Origin of the sequence: Desulfosediminicola sp., from assembly GCF_048381775.1 — a bacterium.
In the GTDB taxonomy this organism is placed as follows: Bacteria; Desulfobacterota; Desulfobulbia; order Desulfobulbales; family Desulfocapsaceae; genus Desulfopila; species Desulfopila ganghwensis.
Genome location: NZ_JBLXGE010000005.1, coordinates 153330 through 170509, shown reverse-complemented (window position 1 = coordinate 170509; position 17180 = coordinate 153330). Strand labels below are relative to the sequence as shown.

Annotated in this window: 8 protein-coding genes and 1 riboswitch; of the genes, 2 read left to right on the top strand and 6 right to left on the bottom strand. The window is 52.8% G+C overall.

From position 1 onward, the window contains the following. Positions 1-19: 19 nt before the first annotated feature. From ACN5NT_RS10095 to ACN5NT_RS10075, 5 genes are all read right to left on the bottom strand, one after another. Positions 20-715: a protein-L-isoaspartate(D-aspartate) O-methyltransferase gene (locus ACN5NT_RS10095; RefSeq protein WP_419175342.1), complete on the bottom strand. Its 696-nt coding sequence runs from the start codon at positions 713-715 to the stop codon at positions 20-22. 572 nt (positions 716-1287) lie between these two features. Beyond that, positions 1288-1602 (bottom strand): transposase, encoded by a 315-nt coding sequence (locus ACN5NT_RS10090; protein ID WP_419175341.1) that lies wholly within the window; start codon positions 1600-1602, stop codon positions 1288-1290. A 13-nt stretch (positions 1603-1615) separates the two neighbouring features. Continuing rightward, the gene (locus ACN5NT_RS10085; protein ID WP_419175340.1) at positions 1616-2104 is read right to left on the bottom strand and encodes an IS110 family transposase; all 489 of its coding nucleotides are present in this window, start codon (positions 2102-2104) and stop codon (positions 1616-1618) included. A gap of 127 nt (positions 2105-2231) precedes the next feature. After that, positions 2232-2471 carry a hypothetical protein gene (locus tag ACN5NT_RS10080; protein ID WP_419175339.1) on the bottom strand — a complete coding sequence of 80 codons (240 nt, stop codon included), beginning with the start codon at positions 2469-2471 and terminating at the stop codon, positions 2232-2234. 30 nt (positions 2472-2501) lie between these two features. Continuing rightward, the gene (locus ACN5NT_RS10075) at positions 2502-2969 is read right to left on the bottom strand and encodes a hypothetical protein (protein ID WP_419175338.1); all 468 of its coding nucleotides are present in this window, start codon (positions 2967-2969) and stop codon (positions 2502-2504) included. Positions 2970-3434: 465 nt separating this feature from the next. Here ACN5NT_RS10075 and ACN5NT_RS10070 point away from each other — a divergent pair, with 465 nt between their 5' ends. Next, complete coding sequence (locus tag ACN5NT_RS10070) at positions 3435-5282, top strand: tetratricopeptide repeat protein (RefSeq protein ID WP_419175337.1); 1848 nt, start codon at positions 3435-3437, stop codon at positions 5280-5282. A gap of 307 nt (positions 5283-5589) precedes the next feature. Here ACN5NT_RS10070 and ACN5NT_RS10065 read toward each other — a convergent pair whose 3' ends face one another. Beyond that, positions 5590-5745 (bottom strand): transposase, encoded by a 156-nt coding sequence (locus ACN5NT_RS10065; RefSeq protein ID WP_419175336.1) that lies wholly within the window; start codon positions 5743-5745, stop codon positions 5590-5592. A 993-nt stretch (positions 5746-6738) separates the two neighbouring features. Then, a riboswitch (cyclic di-GMP riboswitch) is annotated at positions 6739-6816 on the top strand. A 166-nt stretch (positions 6817-6982) separates the two neighbouring features. On the opposite strand from ACN5NT_RS10065, the gene ACN5NT_RS10060 reads away from it, so the two are divergent. Next, entirely contained in the window at positions 6983-17074 is a 10092-nt protein-coding gene (locus ACN5NT_RS10060) for a hypothetical protein (protein ID WP_419175335.1), read from the top strand. Positions 17075-17180: the final 106 nt, after the last annotated feature.

The following is a 17180-nucleotide window of genomic DNA, read 5'->3' as shown; positions in this document are numbered from 1 at the left end:
AACCTGGTCTCTTCTTCTCCTATCGTTTTTTACGAGAAGAGTCGTTTTCGCGGTCATGACCAAGCCCGGTAAGGGGCACAAAGGCCACCGACAGGATATCGTTCTGGATGAAACTCCGGTCACTTTCCTTCTTGAGAACCATCAGTTGCTGGGTATGGTAGGGAAGCCCTACCGGGATAACGAGCTTGCCGCCGGGACGAAGTTGCTCCTGCAGAGGATTGGGGATATGGCTGGCGGCGGCGGTGACAATAATACCGTCAAATGGGGCATGCTCGGGCCAGCCGTGATAACCGTCCCCCTGGCGTACCTCCACGTTGTGATACCCCAGTTTCTTAAGGCGTTGCGCGGCATCGCTGGCCAGGCTGGGGATGATCTCGATGGTGTAGAGTTGGTGGATCAGCAGGGAGAGCACCGCGGCCTGATAACCGCAACCGGCACCAACTTCCAGCATAACGTCATCTGGCTCGGGACACAGCAGATCGGTCATCAAGGCGACGATAAAGGGCTGGGAGATGGTCTGGCCGTTGCCGATGGGCAGGGGACCGTTGCTATAGGCATAAGGCCTCAGGTCGCTGGCCACGAATTGATGACGAGGCACACTGGCCATGGCATCCATGACCTCGGGACGCAGGGCTGACCGGCCAGTGAGCATCCTGGTCATCCGGGTCTCAACCTCAATGATGCGCAACATCTCCTGGATATCTGCTCTGTGCATTAGGCCCTCCTTTTACTCACTTTATCATTGGCCCGGGGCTGGCGGCAACAGGATTAGCCTCCCAAATAACAAATCGGGGACATCCATGATAAGTATTGTCAAGAGGAAAGCGGAGGTTTCCTCTAACCACCAATAGCGTCCAAATCTTTCTTTCTTGCGCTCGCCCCTCCCGGAAGGAGCGGAAGTGAAAGAGTACACGGCCTGAGAATGGGCCCCTCAATTAAGCTCGTCGGAAGACCGTTTACTCTTTCACTGGAGCGGGTTCCTTGCGATATCTCAGATACCCATCGTGGCTTCTTCGTTCTTCCTGCTGTAATTCGATCTTTTTTCCTCTTCAAATGGTCAACATTGATCATGCGACCAGACATCCATTTGCTGCATTTTGAAGTCCATACGAATCTGCTTTTCTCGTACCTGTGATGACTTCCGCAGAAGATTGAGTTAGGGTCAACCCGCCAGCCTCGAAACAGACCAAATGTTGCCTTACCAGTCTACAGCATGCATAGTCCCCGATTCGGCAAGGACTGGCTGGAAGATCTTTTTAAACTAGCAAGGGAATTGAAGTTTTTCTCTTAGGCTACTGCATGTTCCTCCGGTACCAAGAAGTCGGCTTTAGTTTTATCTACAGCCATCATGTAGGCTACCATTTTTCTGGCAACGGCAAGCGTTGCCCTGTTCCTGTTTCCCTTTTTTAATTCCCGTTCATGGATGGCAGCTAGTTGCGTGTTCCACCGCGGAGCAATTTTGGCCGCCTCAACAAGTGTGGTCTGCAAATGCTTGTTGCGCTTCTTAGAAATTGGTCCTCGTTTCTCTTTACCTGCTGATTCGCACTGGGCGCTGCAGAGTCCGCAGTAGCTGACTGCCTTGCGAACGGAAGGAAATCTCATGGGGTCACCAATCTCAAGTACCCAGGTCAGAGCGGTCAACCTCACCGACTCCCTGGATTGTCATTAGACGCCGTACCCGCTCCTGTATCAGGGGGTTGGTGCGTAAGGCCTTTGTGAGATGTTTCTGAGCCGTATGAAACATCTCGTAACCGGCGCGGCTCAACTTCAGAAGTTCTTTCACTGATTCCGGGATATCATCAAATGTCTCAAGGAGGTTATGGAAATATTTTTTCCCATGCAGTCGCTTTTTATTGTATCCAGCCCCAACCTCCATGAGCAATCCAGACATTTTGTTCTGCATCCTTACCGCAGTTTGAACGACATGAGTGCAATATCGAAGAACGCGCCGTAGTTCGCGGATTTCAGTAGGCAACATATAACATTCAGAAAGGAGCTTTACCCTCAGGAGATCAGTTATTTTTTCGGCGTCGTCGCGATCATTCTTCTTTTTGGCAGCAGTGATCGCTTTCCGCATTTCTGGATGTGCTACTTTCATTCCCATGGAGGCCTCCTTGTGGGTTGTTTTGGCCTATCCTTTCAGATGAATTGACCAGAATGGCGCTTGCCGGAGAATCTGAATCCGGAGATTGAAGTGATGCGCCAAGTTGCATAAAAGAAATCCATCTTAATCAGGGTTCAATCCCGTCCAATGAATCGGAGTTGCTGAATTGTAATTTTTCCAGTTGGGGAGTAATGACCTCGATACCACTGTCGAAGGTGAGCGCAATGACCCGTTGGCCGCTGACATACTCTGTCATCGCCTTCAGGATGGAGAGCGCCTGCTCTTCCGTATTCTCAGTGGAACTGGCCGGCGAGGTAACACAGAGCACGAACAAAAAAAGGGGGAAAATCAAAAATAAGCGTCGCATGTTCTTCTCCTCGCAAGGTGGTGGGTGGTATCAGAGAGGTTTGTCTGCAACCACATAAACCAGGTTGTTACTCTGGAATGCGGTTCGGTAGCCTGGTCTTTGACGTTGGCCACTGTCGCCGGAGCACAATGTGCCGGCAGGGTCTCGGCAACCGTGCCGATTAGGTTTGCTGCGGCTGCCGTGGCCCAGGGGGGGAGGAGACCGGTTGCTGCGTCGCGACGGTCGGGTACTGCGAGGCAGTTCCCGGCCGATATGCCGCAGCTTCCGCCGTCTAACGCCAGGAATGGCGTAAGCAACTGAAACGAAAGCGAGCAATGAAGCGTCCCATTTCTCAAGCAACTCTGAATTATAAGAAATACCGGAGGGAGTTGTTTCCCGCACCTGCAGCACTCTCTCACCGGTGGCCGGGACGTCGCCATCTTTAGGCCAGTTCCCCAGGAATGTCACCACCAGGGCGTCGCTTGCCAGGCTGACAAACTGTATTGCCGCATCCTTCATGCCTACTCCAGGATTGTTGAAGATAACAGCATGGAAAACACTACTTCGTGATTATATCAAATCCCGGATAGCTTGAACAACGCAATACACCAACTACAAGACAGGTAAATATTGTGGAACCAAGGCCTCTACGCCACCCAATCCCGGAAAGGAAAATCCTATCGACCAAACATCGCTCATCAATGGGAACAAACGAAACCAAGGGAAACACCACGGTTTTCAAAATAACAGCGAGTAATCTCATCAATATATCGATCGCTATCCGCACAATGTGCTTTAAAATAAATTACGCTGACTGCCCAGCCAACCCCTCCATCAAACACTCTTTGGGGTCTTGCCCTCCCCCCCCTTTCAACCCGTCTGCGAATAGGCAACATTCTGCTTGTCAACGGGTTCACACTCTTATATTTTTCTGAAATTCTACAAAAAACATGTGCATTGCAAATTTTCAGATATGGGTGAATCATGACAGTCAGGATGCTGGTCCTCGTGTTGCTGTTTATAGGGATATCGCAATCTGCAGCAGCGCAGGCGGAGGATAAGGCGGGAATCGATTTCGCCCTGGAGACTGAGGCGGTTTTAGCATCCCGGCAGATACAACAAGCCCGGATGTCAGCAGGCAAGCTGTGCAGTTCCCAGGAGGTATATCACTGGGAGATGTTGGTTCAGAAATACCTGTCATACGAGAGGGGCAAGGAGGCTGAAGCGCTCTGGTTTGATCTGTTGCAGGAGTGCGCACAGCAGAGTAGCTACCTTCATCCGGATACTCTTCAGGTTGCCGAGGCCATTGTCCGCTTTTATGGGGCGCAGGCCCAGCCGCACAAGGTGAACCCGTTTCTGGAAGAGCTCATGCTGATGGGAGAGCAGCAAGCCGGGAATAGGGAAGAAAATCTTTTGCCCTTACTCGATACATGCTCCGGTTTATACGGCGCTGCAGGCGACATTGGCAAACAGGAAGAAGTTCTGCGTCGCGGGCTTGCAATCGTTATTGACTCCAATCGCGCTTCCAGGCTGGATGTGGCACAACGAAAGGTTCACCTCGCCGATTTTCTTTTCGAGCATGAGCGCATGCCGGAAGCTGAGGAACTCTATCTGCAGAACGCCCCGCTTCTTCTTGAAGAATTATCAGAAAAGAGTGATAAATCTGCCGACCTTCGTGATCGGCTGGCAAAAATCCACATCTCCAGAAATGAGTGGGCCGCGGCAGAACCACATATCCAGATACTCAACAAGTATATTCATGACAAGCTTGGAGAGGAGTCTCCCGTCTCTATCAGATATCTTGGCTATCTGGCATTTATCTACGCAAATCAGGGGAAATATGCAGATGCCCGGCAGACCCTTGCGCGGGCAATACCACTGGCGGAGAGACTGGAGGGAGAAGACCGTACGCTGCTTGCAGATCTGAAAGAATTTCAAAGCCAACTTGATCACGAGCTGGATTATCTGATCACCCAGAAAGCCGTTGTCTGCAGCGAGGAAAGCGTTCGGCTCTATCAGCAGAAAACTCAAGAATGGCAGGAGATTTTTAGAGAGATATCTGAACGGGTGGAGAGCCTGAAGAGGAACGTTGAAAAAGAAGAAGCCTACGATCAGCAGATCGAGGAAGCCCGGCAAGCTATATATACGACAGAGCCGAAGCCGGGAGAAACACGGCGGGAGGCGCAACTCAGGGGGCGGGCTCATTACAACAGAGTCCGGTTATCCCGTCCCAACCTCTGGGGTGAGGCGGGCTTTGGCCGCGCCTGCCTGAAGGAACTGGCGGCAGTGGATCATGACCTCAACCGTTACCTCAATGGGGCTGAAGAACTCTATCAGGGCTGGAATGAAGTTGTCCGAAACTGTTCGGAAGAAGATAACAATGAATTGTTTGAAGCTTCCATGAGATACGAGGCTTTTGTTGACGATTGGTTTATGGAAGAATCAATGCTGCGGCAGAATGTTCTTGACCCACTTTATACGAGCTGCACAACTGAACTTGCGAACAGTATATGGGCGGAACAGGCTGTCGGGCAGGTGACGGGGCATGGGGATGAAAACCAGTTTTGCGGAGCCCTGGCATACATTATGGAAGGTTCATCCATAGAGCCGGAAGATATCGAGCAGTTACCGACAGGTGAACTCCGGCTGTTGCGCAACGCGGTTTTCGCCAAACAGGGCCGCAGCTTCAAGGCCCAGGATCTGCAGAGCTTCTTCTATGATGACGGAGCGTTGCCCTGTGGCTTTTATTTCCGCCAGAAGGCTGCATTTACTGCCAGCGCCCTCAGTGATGCCGACAGAAAAAACGTCAGCCTGCTCAAGTCGCTGGAATAGCGGGATACAGATAAGATATGGGGTCTGGCAGCGACTTCTTTACAACCGGCAGCCCCCTTCAACCTGGCACATCTTCCGCTGAGTCAATCAGCTGCCCGGCCATGCAATATGATTTGGTAAAATCATATTGCATGGCTTTGACGCCCCAATCGTCTCACCTGCCCGGCTCTCCTCCACCTCTTACCTGGCCTACACCAAAGAAAGGGGATGCGCCTTTATTCTCAGTCCAGATTGATCAAATTTCAAGAGTAGATTAACCGCACACAAGTCGTACTCTTAACCAATAATTGCTCTGCTTTCTAAGCTCTTATGTCCTTTCCTGAACAAGTTTCATCTTTCGATGAAAACCTTCGAGAATACCATTGCTTCTATAATATCGGAACATTCTTGCAATTGGCTCCAGCCAACTCGTAATGCTTCTACTAAGAGTTCGCATCTGCTTTAAAGGCCTCGTTTTCAACATCTCCACCCGTTCTCATAGTTCGCGAACAAGTTTTCTACAGGTGATATAGTTTTTCCCTTTATTTCCGCATAAAGTGGCTATTTTCCCCCAATATTTTCATGCGGTTGCAGTACAGCTAATCTTTTTAAATGCTTGAGTGATTCGGTTTATGTGTTTCGGCCTGTGAGCCAAATGCCATCTGGATGGTGCTCAGGGCAGAATGGGGGCAAATCATCTTTTGACTTTTATGCAATTCTTCCAAAAATTATTTATCCAACTATAGCTGTAATCCCATATCTGAGATTATTTGACATATCACGACAAACCCTCCACCTAACTATCCGATTACTTCGAAATCATTCTTCAGTCAGCATAATTGCTCCTCGTTCAAACCTGCCGACTTGCCTCCAGGCCGTTATCCAGAACGGCAGTCATAGTCGTAAATGAAATTTACATACATATACTTGTATTTCCAGACACATAGCAAGTCAGCCAAGGATTGTGCATACTTAGTTTACACGCAATGCAGGCGATCAGCGTCGTTATCAAAAGAAAGAAAGACAGGCTCACGAGGAAGCAAAAAAACACCTGCTAAACTATTAATATATTAGCAATATTTTACCTAAGAAGCCAACCCGGTCCATTTTGCCGGAACACATATGATAACTGTCGAAGGTGACAACTTCGTTTCCGCTCTCCCGCATTTTACCTCTACCCGTCAAAACATTCTTTATTCGATATCGGCGACACAGACATTCGAAAGGGTATTTTTCAAAGCGAAACTCTATCACCCATGCAGCATGATACCTGGGCATGAGGTGTGCGATTGAATTGTTGACCACCGAGTTCCCCAACTCCTGGCATGCATCGTGCAATGGCCACAAAGACAGAGTGCCAACTTGCAATCTGACATGACGAGGAGCGCAATAAGACTACTATTTCTTTCATATTCGATCCTCAAAAGTTGACATGACATCGTGAATGACGACAGGCTTGAGTCATTTGCTATAAAAATCTCCGAAAAGGCAAAACCAGAGAAATCTGGTAGCGCAAAACCACGGGCTCTGAAATCAGGGTAGCCGGGTTGCCGAAGAGATATGATGCGTCTTGGTTTACTGGAACAAAGGTTTCAGAAGCGCTCATCTTCGGCAGAAGATTGAGCGTTTTTTTTGTCCTGAATGCAAGCGGCAGCTCAATCGCAACGCTCGATGCAGGGAAATTTGATAGCCGTTTTATTATCAGGGATTCGTGATTGAATATGTTGTTGAATAAAACCAAATCGAAAATATGCCTCATGCTGGTAATCGCGGCCATGAGTGTTGCTGGTTTGTTGCTTTTTTTACAAACGGCTCAGGCTGCCCCCTGTGACGTCCAGAGTGGTGTTCCCTTTGTCCAGCACGATCTCCGCGAAAGTTACTGTGAGCTGTGTAGCTACGGTTATATTACGATAGTTGTCTCCAATCCTTACAGGAAAACGACCGGTCCGGACTCTCAAGGGACGATAATGACCGATATGACGGTTATTGAGAATCTGGGGAGTTCGGGCCTTCGCTACGAGCCGAGTGCGCCGGATTCGGTCACCTATTGGGTTAACAACGGCCCTGTCCAGACCGGAGCTGCGCCGGAGATCAGTAGCGGCGGTTCTACTACCCTAACTTTCACCTCAAAAGAAATTCCCGCACTGGCAAGCCTGGAGCCAGCTAGCAATAAGAATCAGGTCAACTCCATTACCATAAAGTTCGCTGTACGGAGAACGACTGATCCGGAAGATCTTGTTACTGCCGACCGAACCGTTCAGGCGAATCTTACCTTTGACACGGATTCAGGATGCAGTGATTCTCCGGTAAGTGAGGCGGTCACCCTACCCTTGCGCGAACCGAACCCTGCGGTATCGAAAGAAGGTTGGAACTACGATGCCGGCCAAAGGGAGAGTTCCCTGAGCAACACCGTTTACGGCAATAATAACGACGATATCGTCTGGCGCATCGCTATCGACAATAACGGCCAGGCCGATTTGCAGGACCTGCGCCTGGATGACCGGATGGATTCGGGCAGTCTGGTTATCAGTAACATTTGTCCTACCGCGGCAGCGGCCAACACCATTGCTGGCAATAACGGCGTTGGAACCGCCTCTGGCTGCGTGGCGGCAGGCAACAGCATCGACGACTTCATTGTCACCAATCCCTTCGGCAATCCGGGCACCTCATATTATGGTCATGAAATCGATGTAAACGCCGGCGGCACAGCCTATATCTATCTGGTCGGCAAGATTGGCAGTAGCGGCTCCTGTGAAACCAGCAAAACCAATACCGTCTCGGACGTCCAGTGGGGCTGCCAGGAACAGACTCCCGCCGGTGGCATCAGCCAGACATCCACGGACCGCACCCCGGCTCCCGCCACAGCCACCCTCCAGACCCGCTATACCTCTAATCTGAGCGTTGAACGCCAATTGACCGGAACCAACACCTCGCAACCTGTAGGCAGTAAAGGGACGATGACCATCACCATCCGCAACCAAAGCGGCGGCAGTGTGAAAAACATCCAGCTGAAAAATGTGTTGCCGCTTGAGTATGTCATGGACCCGACCTTCACCCCAGAGATAGCTGTGACACCCGCCTACGGGACGTATCCGGGACTTGTCGATACCATCGTCTGGACCAATGAAGACACTGATCCTTTAGCCAATACTGCTCCGGAGTTCGATATAACGAGCAACGGTATCTCACATCCCGATTACTCTGATCAGATCGACATGTTGCGCCACGGTGATGTTGCTGTGGTCAGTTTTCGCGTTGTCCTGATCGAGTCCGATTTCTATGATCGGAAAGCAAATCTCGATATCAATCCCGAGACCTACGAGACGACCGGCACCGATCCGACCTACCAGACACCGCTGAGCAATACCCTGATCGTCGATTTTGACCTATTCTGTTCGACCCAGGGACATCAGCAGCTGGTCCTGACGGGAAACGGTACCGGCAATCCTGACGGTTCCAATATTCCCGCTTTTCCGGAAGATTTAGATATTACCATCGGCGGCGAAGTTTTCATCCTGACCAACGATCCAAATCAACTCCTGACCCTGCCGATCGAGTTGACCAATAACGGCGGCCATGACGCTGCCGACTACCACGCCTTCGTCAGTTTCGGAGCCACCATGGAGGTTGTGAGTGCTCCTTCCGGCTGCAGTCCGATTTCATTGTCCGCAACCACCAGACAGCCAGATCCGTGGAAGGTGTGGGTCGACCCTACGCCTATACCTGCAACAGCCACGGTCTACCAGTGCGATTCGCCCTCGGTCATCAGGCCGGGACGGATTGTCACATTAAATTTCGATGTCAGAAAGAGCAGCGATCCTGCGAGGATCGCAATCGATGACCTCAGCCTTCGCGCCGATGTTGTAGGTGAAATCACCCTGAGCGACGGCACCCCGCTCTGGTTTCCGGCCCCGATACGTCGGGAGGATGGTGAACTTGATCGCGCCAATAACTACTCATTGGATGCAACCTGGGCCAGGGTCATCGGTTTCAACCTGAAAAAGAGTCTAATCGGCACCTGTAATGAGAACAATCCGCCAAGCTACGATACGAACGGCTATGAAGAGGTGCAGATAGGTGAGGAATGCTCCTACCACATCGAGACCGGAGGCTGGTTTGGTTTCGAAACTCCGGGATTTGCCTATATTGCCGTACAAAATATCGATGTGGTTGATGAAGTTCCTGACGGCCAGGCGTACCTTTCCAGCACCGACCCGTATGCACAATCCACCATCAGAATACAGAATATAACGCTCAATCCGGCCGGTCTGTCGGCTTTGGACGAAGGCTGGTTTAACTGGCGCTTCAACGTACCAGAAAGAGAACGGATCGAGGTGGCCGATGAGTGGTTTGTCGTCGATACGAAGACCCGACTGCTGAACAAATCTGTCGATGAGAGGCTCGCGCCCAATGTCCATGCGGCCAACAGCCACAATGTTATGACATCGACGTTTGATGCAATTTTCCAAAACGACAATACAGGCTTCATCGAAAATTATACCCTTGGACCGGCAACGGTGGGCTACCCGAATGAGGCAATCCGCCGCGTGGATCTCACCGTTACCGAACCGTACCTCACGGTCGTGAAGGAAGTGTGCAACGAAACCCTGTACGGCAGCGGATCCTCGTGCAGCAACTTTGTTCAGTTGACCGATGAGGGAGATGCCTATAACTCGTATATTTATCGCATCAGAATCACCAACGAGGCTGCCTCGGATGGGGTGCCGAGAGCTCCGGCTTACGACGTCATAGTTACGGATCAACTGGACGACAGTGACTACGCGTACCTGCTTCCGTTTGCCAGCGACGGCCTCGACAACGATGGTGACGGCCTGACTGGCGCGGCCGATAGTATTGGAGAGGGCTCGATCAACGATAACGTCGTCAAGAACGGCACACCGGGGCAAATAACCTTCTCCTACCCCCATAGCACAGCGTTGCAGCGGATAGATCCGGGGCAGTACGTCGAGCTTTACTACCGCATCGACTACGATGACGATGCGGCACCGCAGCAGGTTTTCACCAACACGGCCCAGGCCAGTTATGACAGCCTCGCAGGCGATTTCGGCAACCAGAGTACTCCGCAGCGCCCCAATAGCGATCTGGGCGGTGCCCGTGTTTACACTTCCGACAGCGCCTCGGCAAGCGTGCGTATCGTCCAGGTGGAGACGCGACCCAAAAGTATTGTCAATCTCTCCAATACCCCTCTTGTAACTACTCCCGATACCCAGGAAGTGTCGATCGGTGAGGAAGTCGAATACCAGTTGAATACCCTGCTTCCGGTTGCACTGCTGAGAAACTTTGTGATTCACGATGAGCTGCCGACGGGCTTGAGTTGTTCTGAGGCGGCACCGGTAAACCTTGATGCACCACCCTACAACGATGCGGGTTTTGAGCCGGGAGGAAGAATTACCCCTACCTGTACGGACGACTTTGTTGAATGGAATTTCGGCAACCAGCGTCTGACCAAAAGAACTGTCTCCGGCCTCTACGATTTTGCAATCAATTTCATTGCGCGTCTTGAAAACAGTGCGGCAACAAACGACGGCGATCTCATCACCAACGGCAGCCCGGCAACCACTGCGACGGCTGAGTATGTCGATGAAAATGGCACATTGATAGCCAACAATTTCGGCCAGGTGAGTATAGAGGTCCGTGAACCGCTCATCGCACTCACCAACACCTTTAACGTAGCTCAAGCCGACGGTGGGGATGTCGTGACGGTAACCGTGACAGCCACCAATACCGGTACTGCTCCCGCCTACAACCTTCGTGTCCTTGACGATCTGGTAGCTACCAGCCTGAGTTATGCAGGAAACGTGGGTGGCACTACGCCGCCGGACAATGTTGACACCAGTACCCTCGGCAATACGCAGCCGGTTTTCAGCTGGAACGTTCCCAACGGCATCGATGTCGGCGCAAGTGTCAGTTTCACCTATGACGTCCGTGTAGCAGACGATGTACAGCCGCATCAGGTCCTGAGCCATACCATCTATGCGGACTGGACATCGCTGCCGGGGCAGAGTACGGCGCTGAACAGTTCCGGGAGCATCGGCGTTGACGGCAGTCTCACCGGCATGCGTAACGGAACGCTGCCGATCAGCGGCGATTCGATCAACGACTACGAGACCAGTGCCGACAGCCAGTTGAGCATAGGGACCGTTGCCATGAGCAAAACCGATGCGGCACCGGCTACAGTTCCAACCATCGGTGCCCACAAGCTGTTCAGGATCGATATACACCTTCCGGAAGGGGTAACGACAGGAGTGAGGGTCACCGACAGCCTGAACGCGGCAGGCATCAGCTACGTCCTCGCCGACAATACAGACTTCGATATCAGTTACAGCTTTGAGGGAATCGCCGAAATCAATGGCCAGTTGCCCGGCGAGAATGGATTCAATGCAGTTCCGGCCGACGGCACCAGCGGCACTGCGACCTGGGACATCGGTACCGTGGTTACTGAGACAGAAGATGATTTGAGCAACTCTGCCATTGATCCGTTGATACGAATTAACTACTACGCCCGGGTCAATAATGACCTCGATACCGATGCCGGCGATATGCTGCAAAACGGGGTGGAGGTACAGTATACCAACGGCGAGACGGGAGGGCGTGAGACGCTCACCGCATCGACTGTTGCGGTCATCGTCTCCGAACCGGATCTGACCCTGACCAAAACCCTGGCCAATGTGACTCCGGGCAAAGGAGCATCCGATCCGCCGTTTGCCGGGGATATTCTCGAATACCGACTGACGGCGATCAATACCGGCAGCTCCAATTCCACCGGCTTTGATATCAATCTGGTAGACACCCTGCCCCCAGGATTGGTTCTGGATACCGGCTTTACCCCGACTGCGACAATCGATTCGATACCGGTGCCCGGCTTTGTACCGATGCCTGCAGGAGCTCCGGCAGGGCCACTGGTTTGGGGACGGGAGAATGGAGACGGGAGCCTGGATATCCCTGCCGGTGAGACCCTGATTTTGACCTATCGGACCATTGTTGAAAATATCCTTGATCCCTCAGGTCTTATAAAAAACGGTGTCTTGAGCGACTGGACTTCCCTTGCTGACGCAAACCCCTATGAGCGTACCGGAGAGGGATGTCCGACGATTACTGCACCAAATGATTATTGCGTTGGACCGGTATTCGCAACCGTTACAGGTGTCTCTCCCGAAATCGTATTCCAGAAATCTGTCATTAACGAAACCACCGGGGCAATCCCAGGCGTAACCGCCAGCCCCGGCGACACTTTGCGCTACCGGCTGGTGGCCACCAATATCAGCATCGCGCCGGCATATTTTTCCATAACCGATGAACTGGATCGATTAAACAATCCGGCGTATTTCGTTCCTGGCTCACTGGTTATTATCTCTAACGGTTCCGGCACAGACGCCAGTGATGCAAACGGTGGCGTCGCCGGAACGGGTCTGGTCGCTATAGACAACCTCCAGCTCGACGGCGGGGCGTCGCTGACCATAGAATTTAGCGTACAACTGCAACCTGTTATCCCGAACGGTTCTGTAGTGCTGAATCAGGCACAGTTACTGTTGTCCGGTCTGCACGTGATCAACAGTGACGATCCTGTCCAGGGTGGAACCGAGGATGCGACCCGGACCCTGATTACATCGGCCCCGGACTGGCTTTTCGAGAAAACGGCCGAGGACCTGACCGGGGCGGCGACGATCCTCTTTGCTGGTGACACGCTGCGTTATACCCTGACGATCAAGAACATCGGCACTGAAAATGGTACCGACGTCATCCTGCGCGATGCTATCCCGGCCAACACTACCTACATCGCGGGCAGTACCACCTTGAACGGAAATCCCGTCACCGATCCGACTCCGGGAATTTCCCCCCTGGAAAGCGGTATGTCCATCAATGCTCCCGAGGACTTAACCCCCGGTGCGATGCGTGCCGATGCCTCCAATACCACTGACAATGTGGCGACCGTCACCTTCGAAGTCCAGGTGGATGCTACTGCCCCGGCTGGGACCATCATTTCAAACCAGGGATTTGTCAACGGCTCCGGCAGCGGCAGTGGTCCATTCCCGGAAAAACCGTCCGATGACCCAACAACCCCGGCAGTTGATGACCCGACAGTAAAGGTCGTCAGCAGTCTTGAATTTATCAAATCCGTCTTCAATGAGACCACCGGAGGGGATGGCGCAACCGCTTCTCCCCGAGATTTCCTGAGATACCGGTTGCAGATAGTCAACAGTGGCACCCAGGATATTGACGATCTCGCAATAGTCGATGAAATCCAGAGCCTTCAGCCGAAATCTCCGATGTTTTTTGTTCCCGGCAGCCTGATCTTGGATCGTGCAACTGTCCCGGCAGGTGCGGATACTACGGGCACCGACTCGACGGGTGGCTCCATGGGAGTCGGCATTGTTGATATCAGCAACCTGAGCGTGGCTGCCGGTGACACCCTGAGTGTTGAGTTCACCGTGCAACTCGCCGCTGCAATCACCAGCACCACACAGGTACTGAACCAGGCCGAGTTGCACGCGGCAGGCCAGATGTTTGCGAAGAGCGATGACGATGATCCCTCCTTGACGGGAGACGAAGACCCCACGGTAACGGTAATCAATTCGGCACCGGCATTCGAGGTACTGAAGACTTCGACGATCCTGGATGGTGATCCCGCTGTCCTGATGGCCGGTGAGAGGTTGCGCTACACCATAACCGTTACAAACATCGGCAACGAGGACGCCGTAGGCGTTATTTTGCAGGATTCCACCCCGGCCAACACCACCTATGTGGCGAACAGCACCACCTTGAACGGTGTTTCCCTACCAGACGCCGGTTCCGGCGTCAGTCCGCTGCAAACCGGCATCATGATCAATGCACCGGAAGAGACGACCCCGGGGTATTTGCGCACCGATAGTGCTGCGGGGGCAAACAATGTGGCCGTAGTGACCTTTGACGTGTTGGTCGATCCGGATGCCATGAACGGTCTGATTATTGAAAACCAGGGTTTTGTAAGCGGCGCAGGCGCCGGCAGTGGCGATTTCCCGGAACAACCTTCAGATGATCCGGCTACCCCGGCGGTAAACGATCCTACCCGTAACATCGTCGGCAACCTGCCTCTGCTGTATGCGCAGAAGACTGTCGAAATCTCGATAGATTCCGGCTCACCCGGCATCGTCGATCCCGGCGACACCCTTCGGTATACGATTGTAATCAATAACTCCGGGGCGGTCCCAGCCACGGCGGTGACGCTCATCGACGATGTTCCAAACAATACTACTTATGTAGCCAATTCCCTTCGCCTTAACGGAACATCACCAGGACCGGACGCAGGGATATCGCCCCTTATCGCCGGCCTGTTGGTACAGTCCTCGGACAATCCCGGGGCCGGGATAAATTCACCCGGTCAAAGCGCCCACATCACCTTCGAGGTACAGGTCAACGCCGGGGTGATAACCGGCACACTGATCAGTAATCAGGGCACCGTCACCTCTACTGAATTGCCGCCCGGACTCACCGATGCCGACGGTTTGCCCTCCAATGGCTACCAGCCCACAGTCATTGTGGTGGGCGATGTCCAGTTCCTCGCTGTGACCAAAGATGTCTCGGTCGTGGCAGGTGGCAGTGCGGAACCGGGGAGCGAGTTGCAGTACGAGATACGGGTTACCAATATCGGCAGCCTGCCCGCCACCCAGGTGGTGGTGACAGATGATCTCGGCACCCTGCCGCTGGGCGGGCAGATCACCTATGTAACCGGATCCGGCACGATGAACGGCACCTCGAGCGGAATGAGCTATTCGAATAATACGCTCCTTGCAGACTACGGTTCCGTTTATGGCGATCTGGCACCCGGTGCAAGCTGCATCGTCAGGTTTCGTGTGCAGATTAATTCCGGCCTCCCATATGGGACCACCATCACCAACATTGGTACCGTTCACTGGAACAGTCCACAAGAATCAGCTTCTGCCTCCGTATCGCTTGACGTGGGTGGTACTCCCGGCAGTGGTGCTCTTAATGGCCGGGTGTGGCATGACGCAAGTCTCGACAAAATATACGATTCATTAACTGAGCTCCCACAGGAAGATTGGACCGTTGAACTCTACCTGGACAGCCAGCTCGTCGCCACCCAGACAACGGATGAATATGGCCTGTACCAATTCACAGGTCTTGCGCCCAGTGCAAACGTCAACGGGCTCTATGAAATACGCTTTTTTGCTCCTGGTGCTACCCTCCTTACCCCTTCGCTAGGCTCCACCGATTCCCCTTTCACCGATGGGATGCAGTGGATTACCGATATCAGCGTGACCGAGGGGGCTAATTTGCAAGATCTCAACCTGCCGCTCTGGCCTAACGGAACCGTATACAACTCGGTGTCCAGGACGCCTGTTACCGGAGCCACGCTCACAATGTTGAACAGTGTGAGCGGTGTGGAGTTGCCGACTCAATGCTTTGATGATCCGCTTCAGCAAAACCAGATAACTGCTGAAAACGGCTACTATAAATTCGATCTGAATTTCAGCCAGGTGGACTGCCCGCCGGGTGGATCATACCTGATCCAGATCGACGCCCCTTCAAGCGACTATCTGGCCCCCCCGTCCGTGATCATTCCGCCGACCAGTGATATATCCACCGCTCCTTTTTCCGTACCCGCCTGTCCGGGGAGTGTGGACGATGCGGTGCCGACAACCACTGATTACTGCGAAGCCACAGCTCTGCCAGGCGCACCTCCGTCATCCGTTGGGGCCGGATCACCGGATTCCATGTACTACATGCACCTTACCTTCAGCAATGGAACAGTGCCCGGTCAAAGTCAGATCTTTAATAATTCCATCCCTGTTGATCCGACATTGAATGGGGCGGTCGCCATCACCAAGACTGCGTCACAGACCAATGTAACGAAAGGCGCACTGGTCCCCTACACCATCAAAGTAACCAATATATTTGGTTTTCCGCTCAATGAACTCAGCATCGTCGACCGTTTTCCTGCCGGTTTTAAATATGTAGCCGGCAGTGCACGACTGGACGGCAAAGCAGTGGAACCGAAGATCAATGGCCTGGAATTAGTCTGGGATCAGCTTGAACTGACGGTGAACCAGGTAGTTACTCTTAAACTGCTGTTGGTAGTCGGGTCCGGCGTTTCTGAGGGTGACTATGTGAACCGCGCGCTGGTTTTCAATTCCGCTCTCGGCACAGCAGTGTCAGGTGAAGCAGCCGCAACGGTGCGTGTCATCCCCGACCCGGACTTTGATTGTACCGATGTAATCGGCAAGGTCTTTGACGACCGCAACATGAATGGCTGGCAGGACGATGGCGAAACCGGCCTGGCGGGAGTTCGTGTGGTGACTGCACGGGGGCTGATCGCCACAACCGACCAGTACGGCCGATACCATATCACCTGTGCGGTAGTACCCGACCAGGATCGCGGCAGCAACTTCATCATGAAACTGGATGACCGCAGTCTGCCCACCGGTTACCGGGTGATTTCCGAAAACCCGCGGGTGCAGAGAGCCACCGGCGGCCACATGATGCGTTTCAACTTCAGTGCGGCCCTGCACCGGGTGGTGGCAATCGATGTCGCTGACGGCGTATTTGAACCTGGCACCACACAGCTGCGGCTCCAGTGGCAGCCCAAAATAGACCAGTTGTTGAATGAGCTTAGGAAATCACCTTCGGTGCTGCGTTTATCATACCTGGCGGATATCGAGCCGGAAGCGCTGGTGCGCAGCCGGATCAAGATGCTGAAAGCGGAAATCAAGAACCGCTGGAGAGGCGATGAAGACAATTACAACCTGACCATAGAAACAGAAGTGTTCTGGCGGAGTGGCAGTCCACGCCAATAATGGCGCGCCAGATCCGTCCGTATAAAACAGTTTGAGGCAGTCTGGCAAGTGGCTATAAGCCGGTAATTTTAAGTTTTAAAAGTGATTAGATGGTAAGGCGGAGTAT

Bases quoted from the DNA above. Each gene is read 5' to 3' on its own strand.
- ACN5NT_RS10085 (WP_419175340.1), bottom strand. From the start codon at position 2,104: ATGGGAATGAAAGTAGCACATCCAGAAATGCGGAAAGCGATCACTGCT.
- ACN5NT_RS10090 (WP_419175341.1), bottom strand. From the start codon at position 1,602: ATGAGATTTCCTTCCGTTCGCAAGGCAGTCAGCTACTGCGGACTCTGC.
- ACN5NT_RS10060 (WP_419175335.1), top strand. From the start codon at position 6,983: ATGTTGTTGAATAAAACCAAATCGAAAATATGCCTCATGCTGGTAATC.
- ACN5NT_RS10065 (WP_419175336.1), bottom strand. From the start codon at position 5,745: ATGTTGAAAACGAGGCCTTTAAAGCAGATGCGAACTCTTAGTAGAAGC.
- ACN5NT_RS10095 (WP_419175342.1), bottom strand. From the start codon at position 715: ATGCACAGAGCAGATATCCAGGAGATGTTGCGCATCATTGAGGTTGAG.
- ACN5NT_RS10070 (WP_419175337.1), top strand. From the start codon at position 3,435: ATGACAGTCAGGATGCTGGTCCTCGTGTTGCTGTTTATAGGGATATCG.
- ACN5NT_RS10075 (WP_419175338.1), bottom strand. From the start codon at position 2,969: ATGAAGGATGCGGCAATACAGTTTGTCAGCCTGGCAAGCGACGCCCTG.
- ACN5NT_RS10080 (WP_419175339.1), bottom strand. From the start codon at position 2,471: ATGCGACGCTTATTTTTGATTTTCCCCCTTTTTTTGTTCGTGCTCTGT.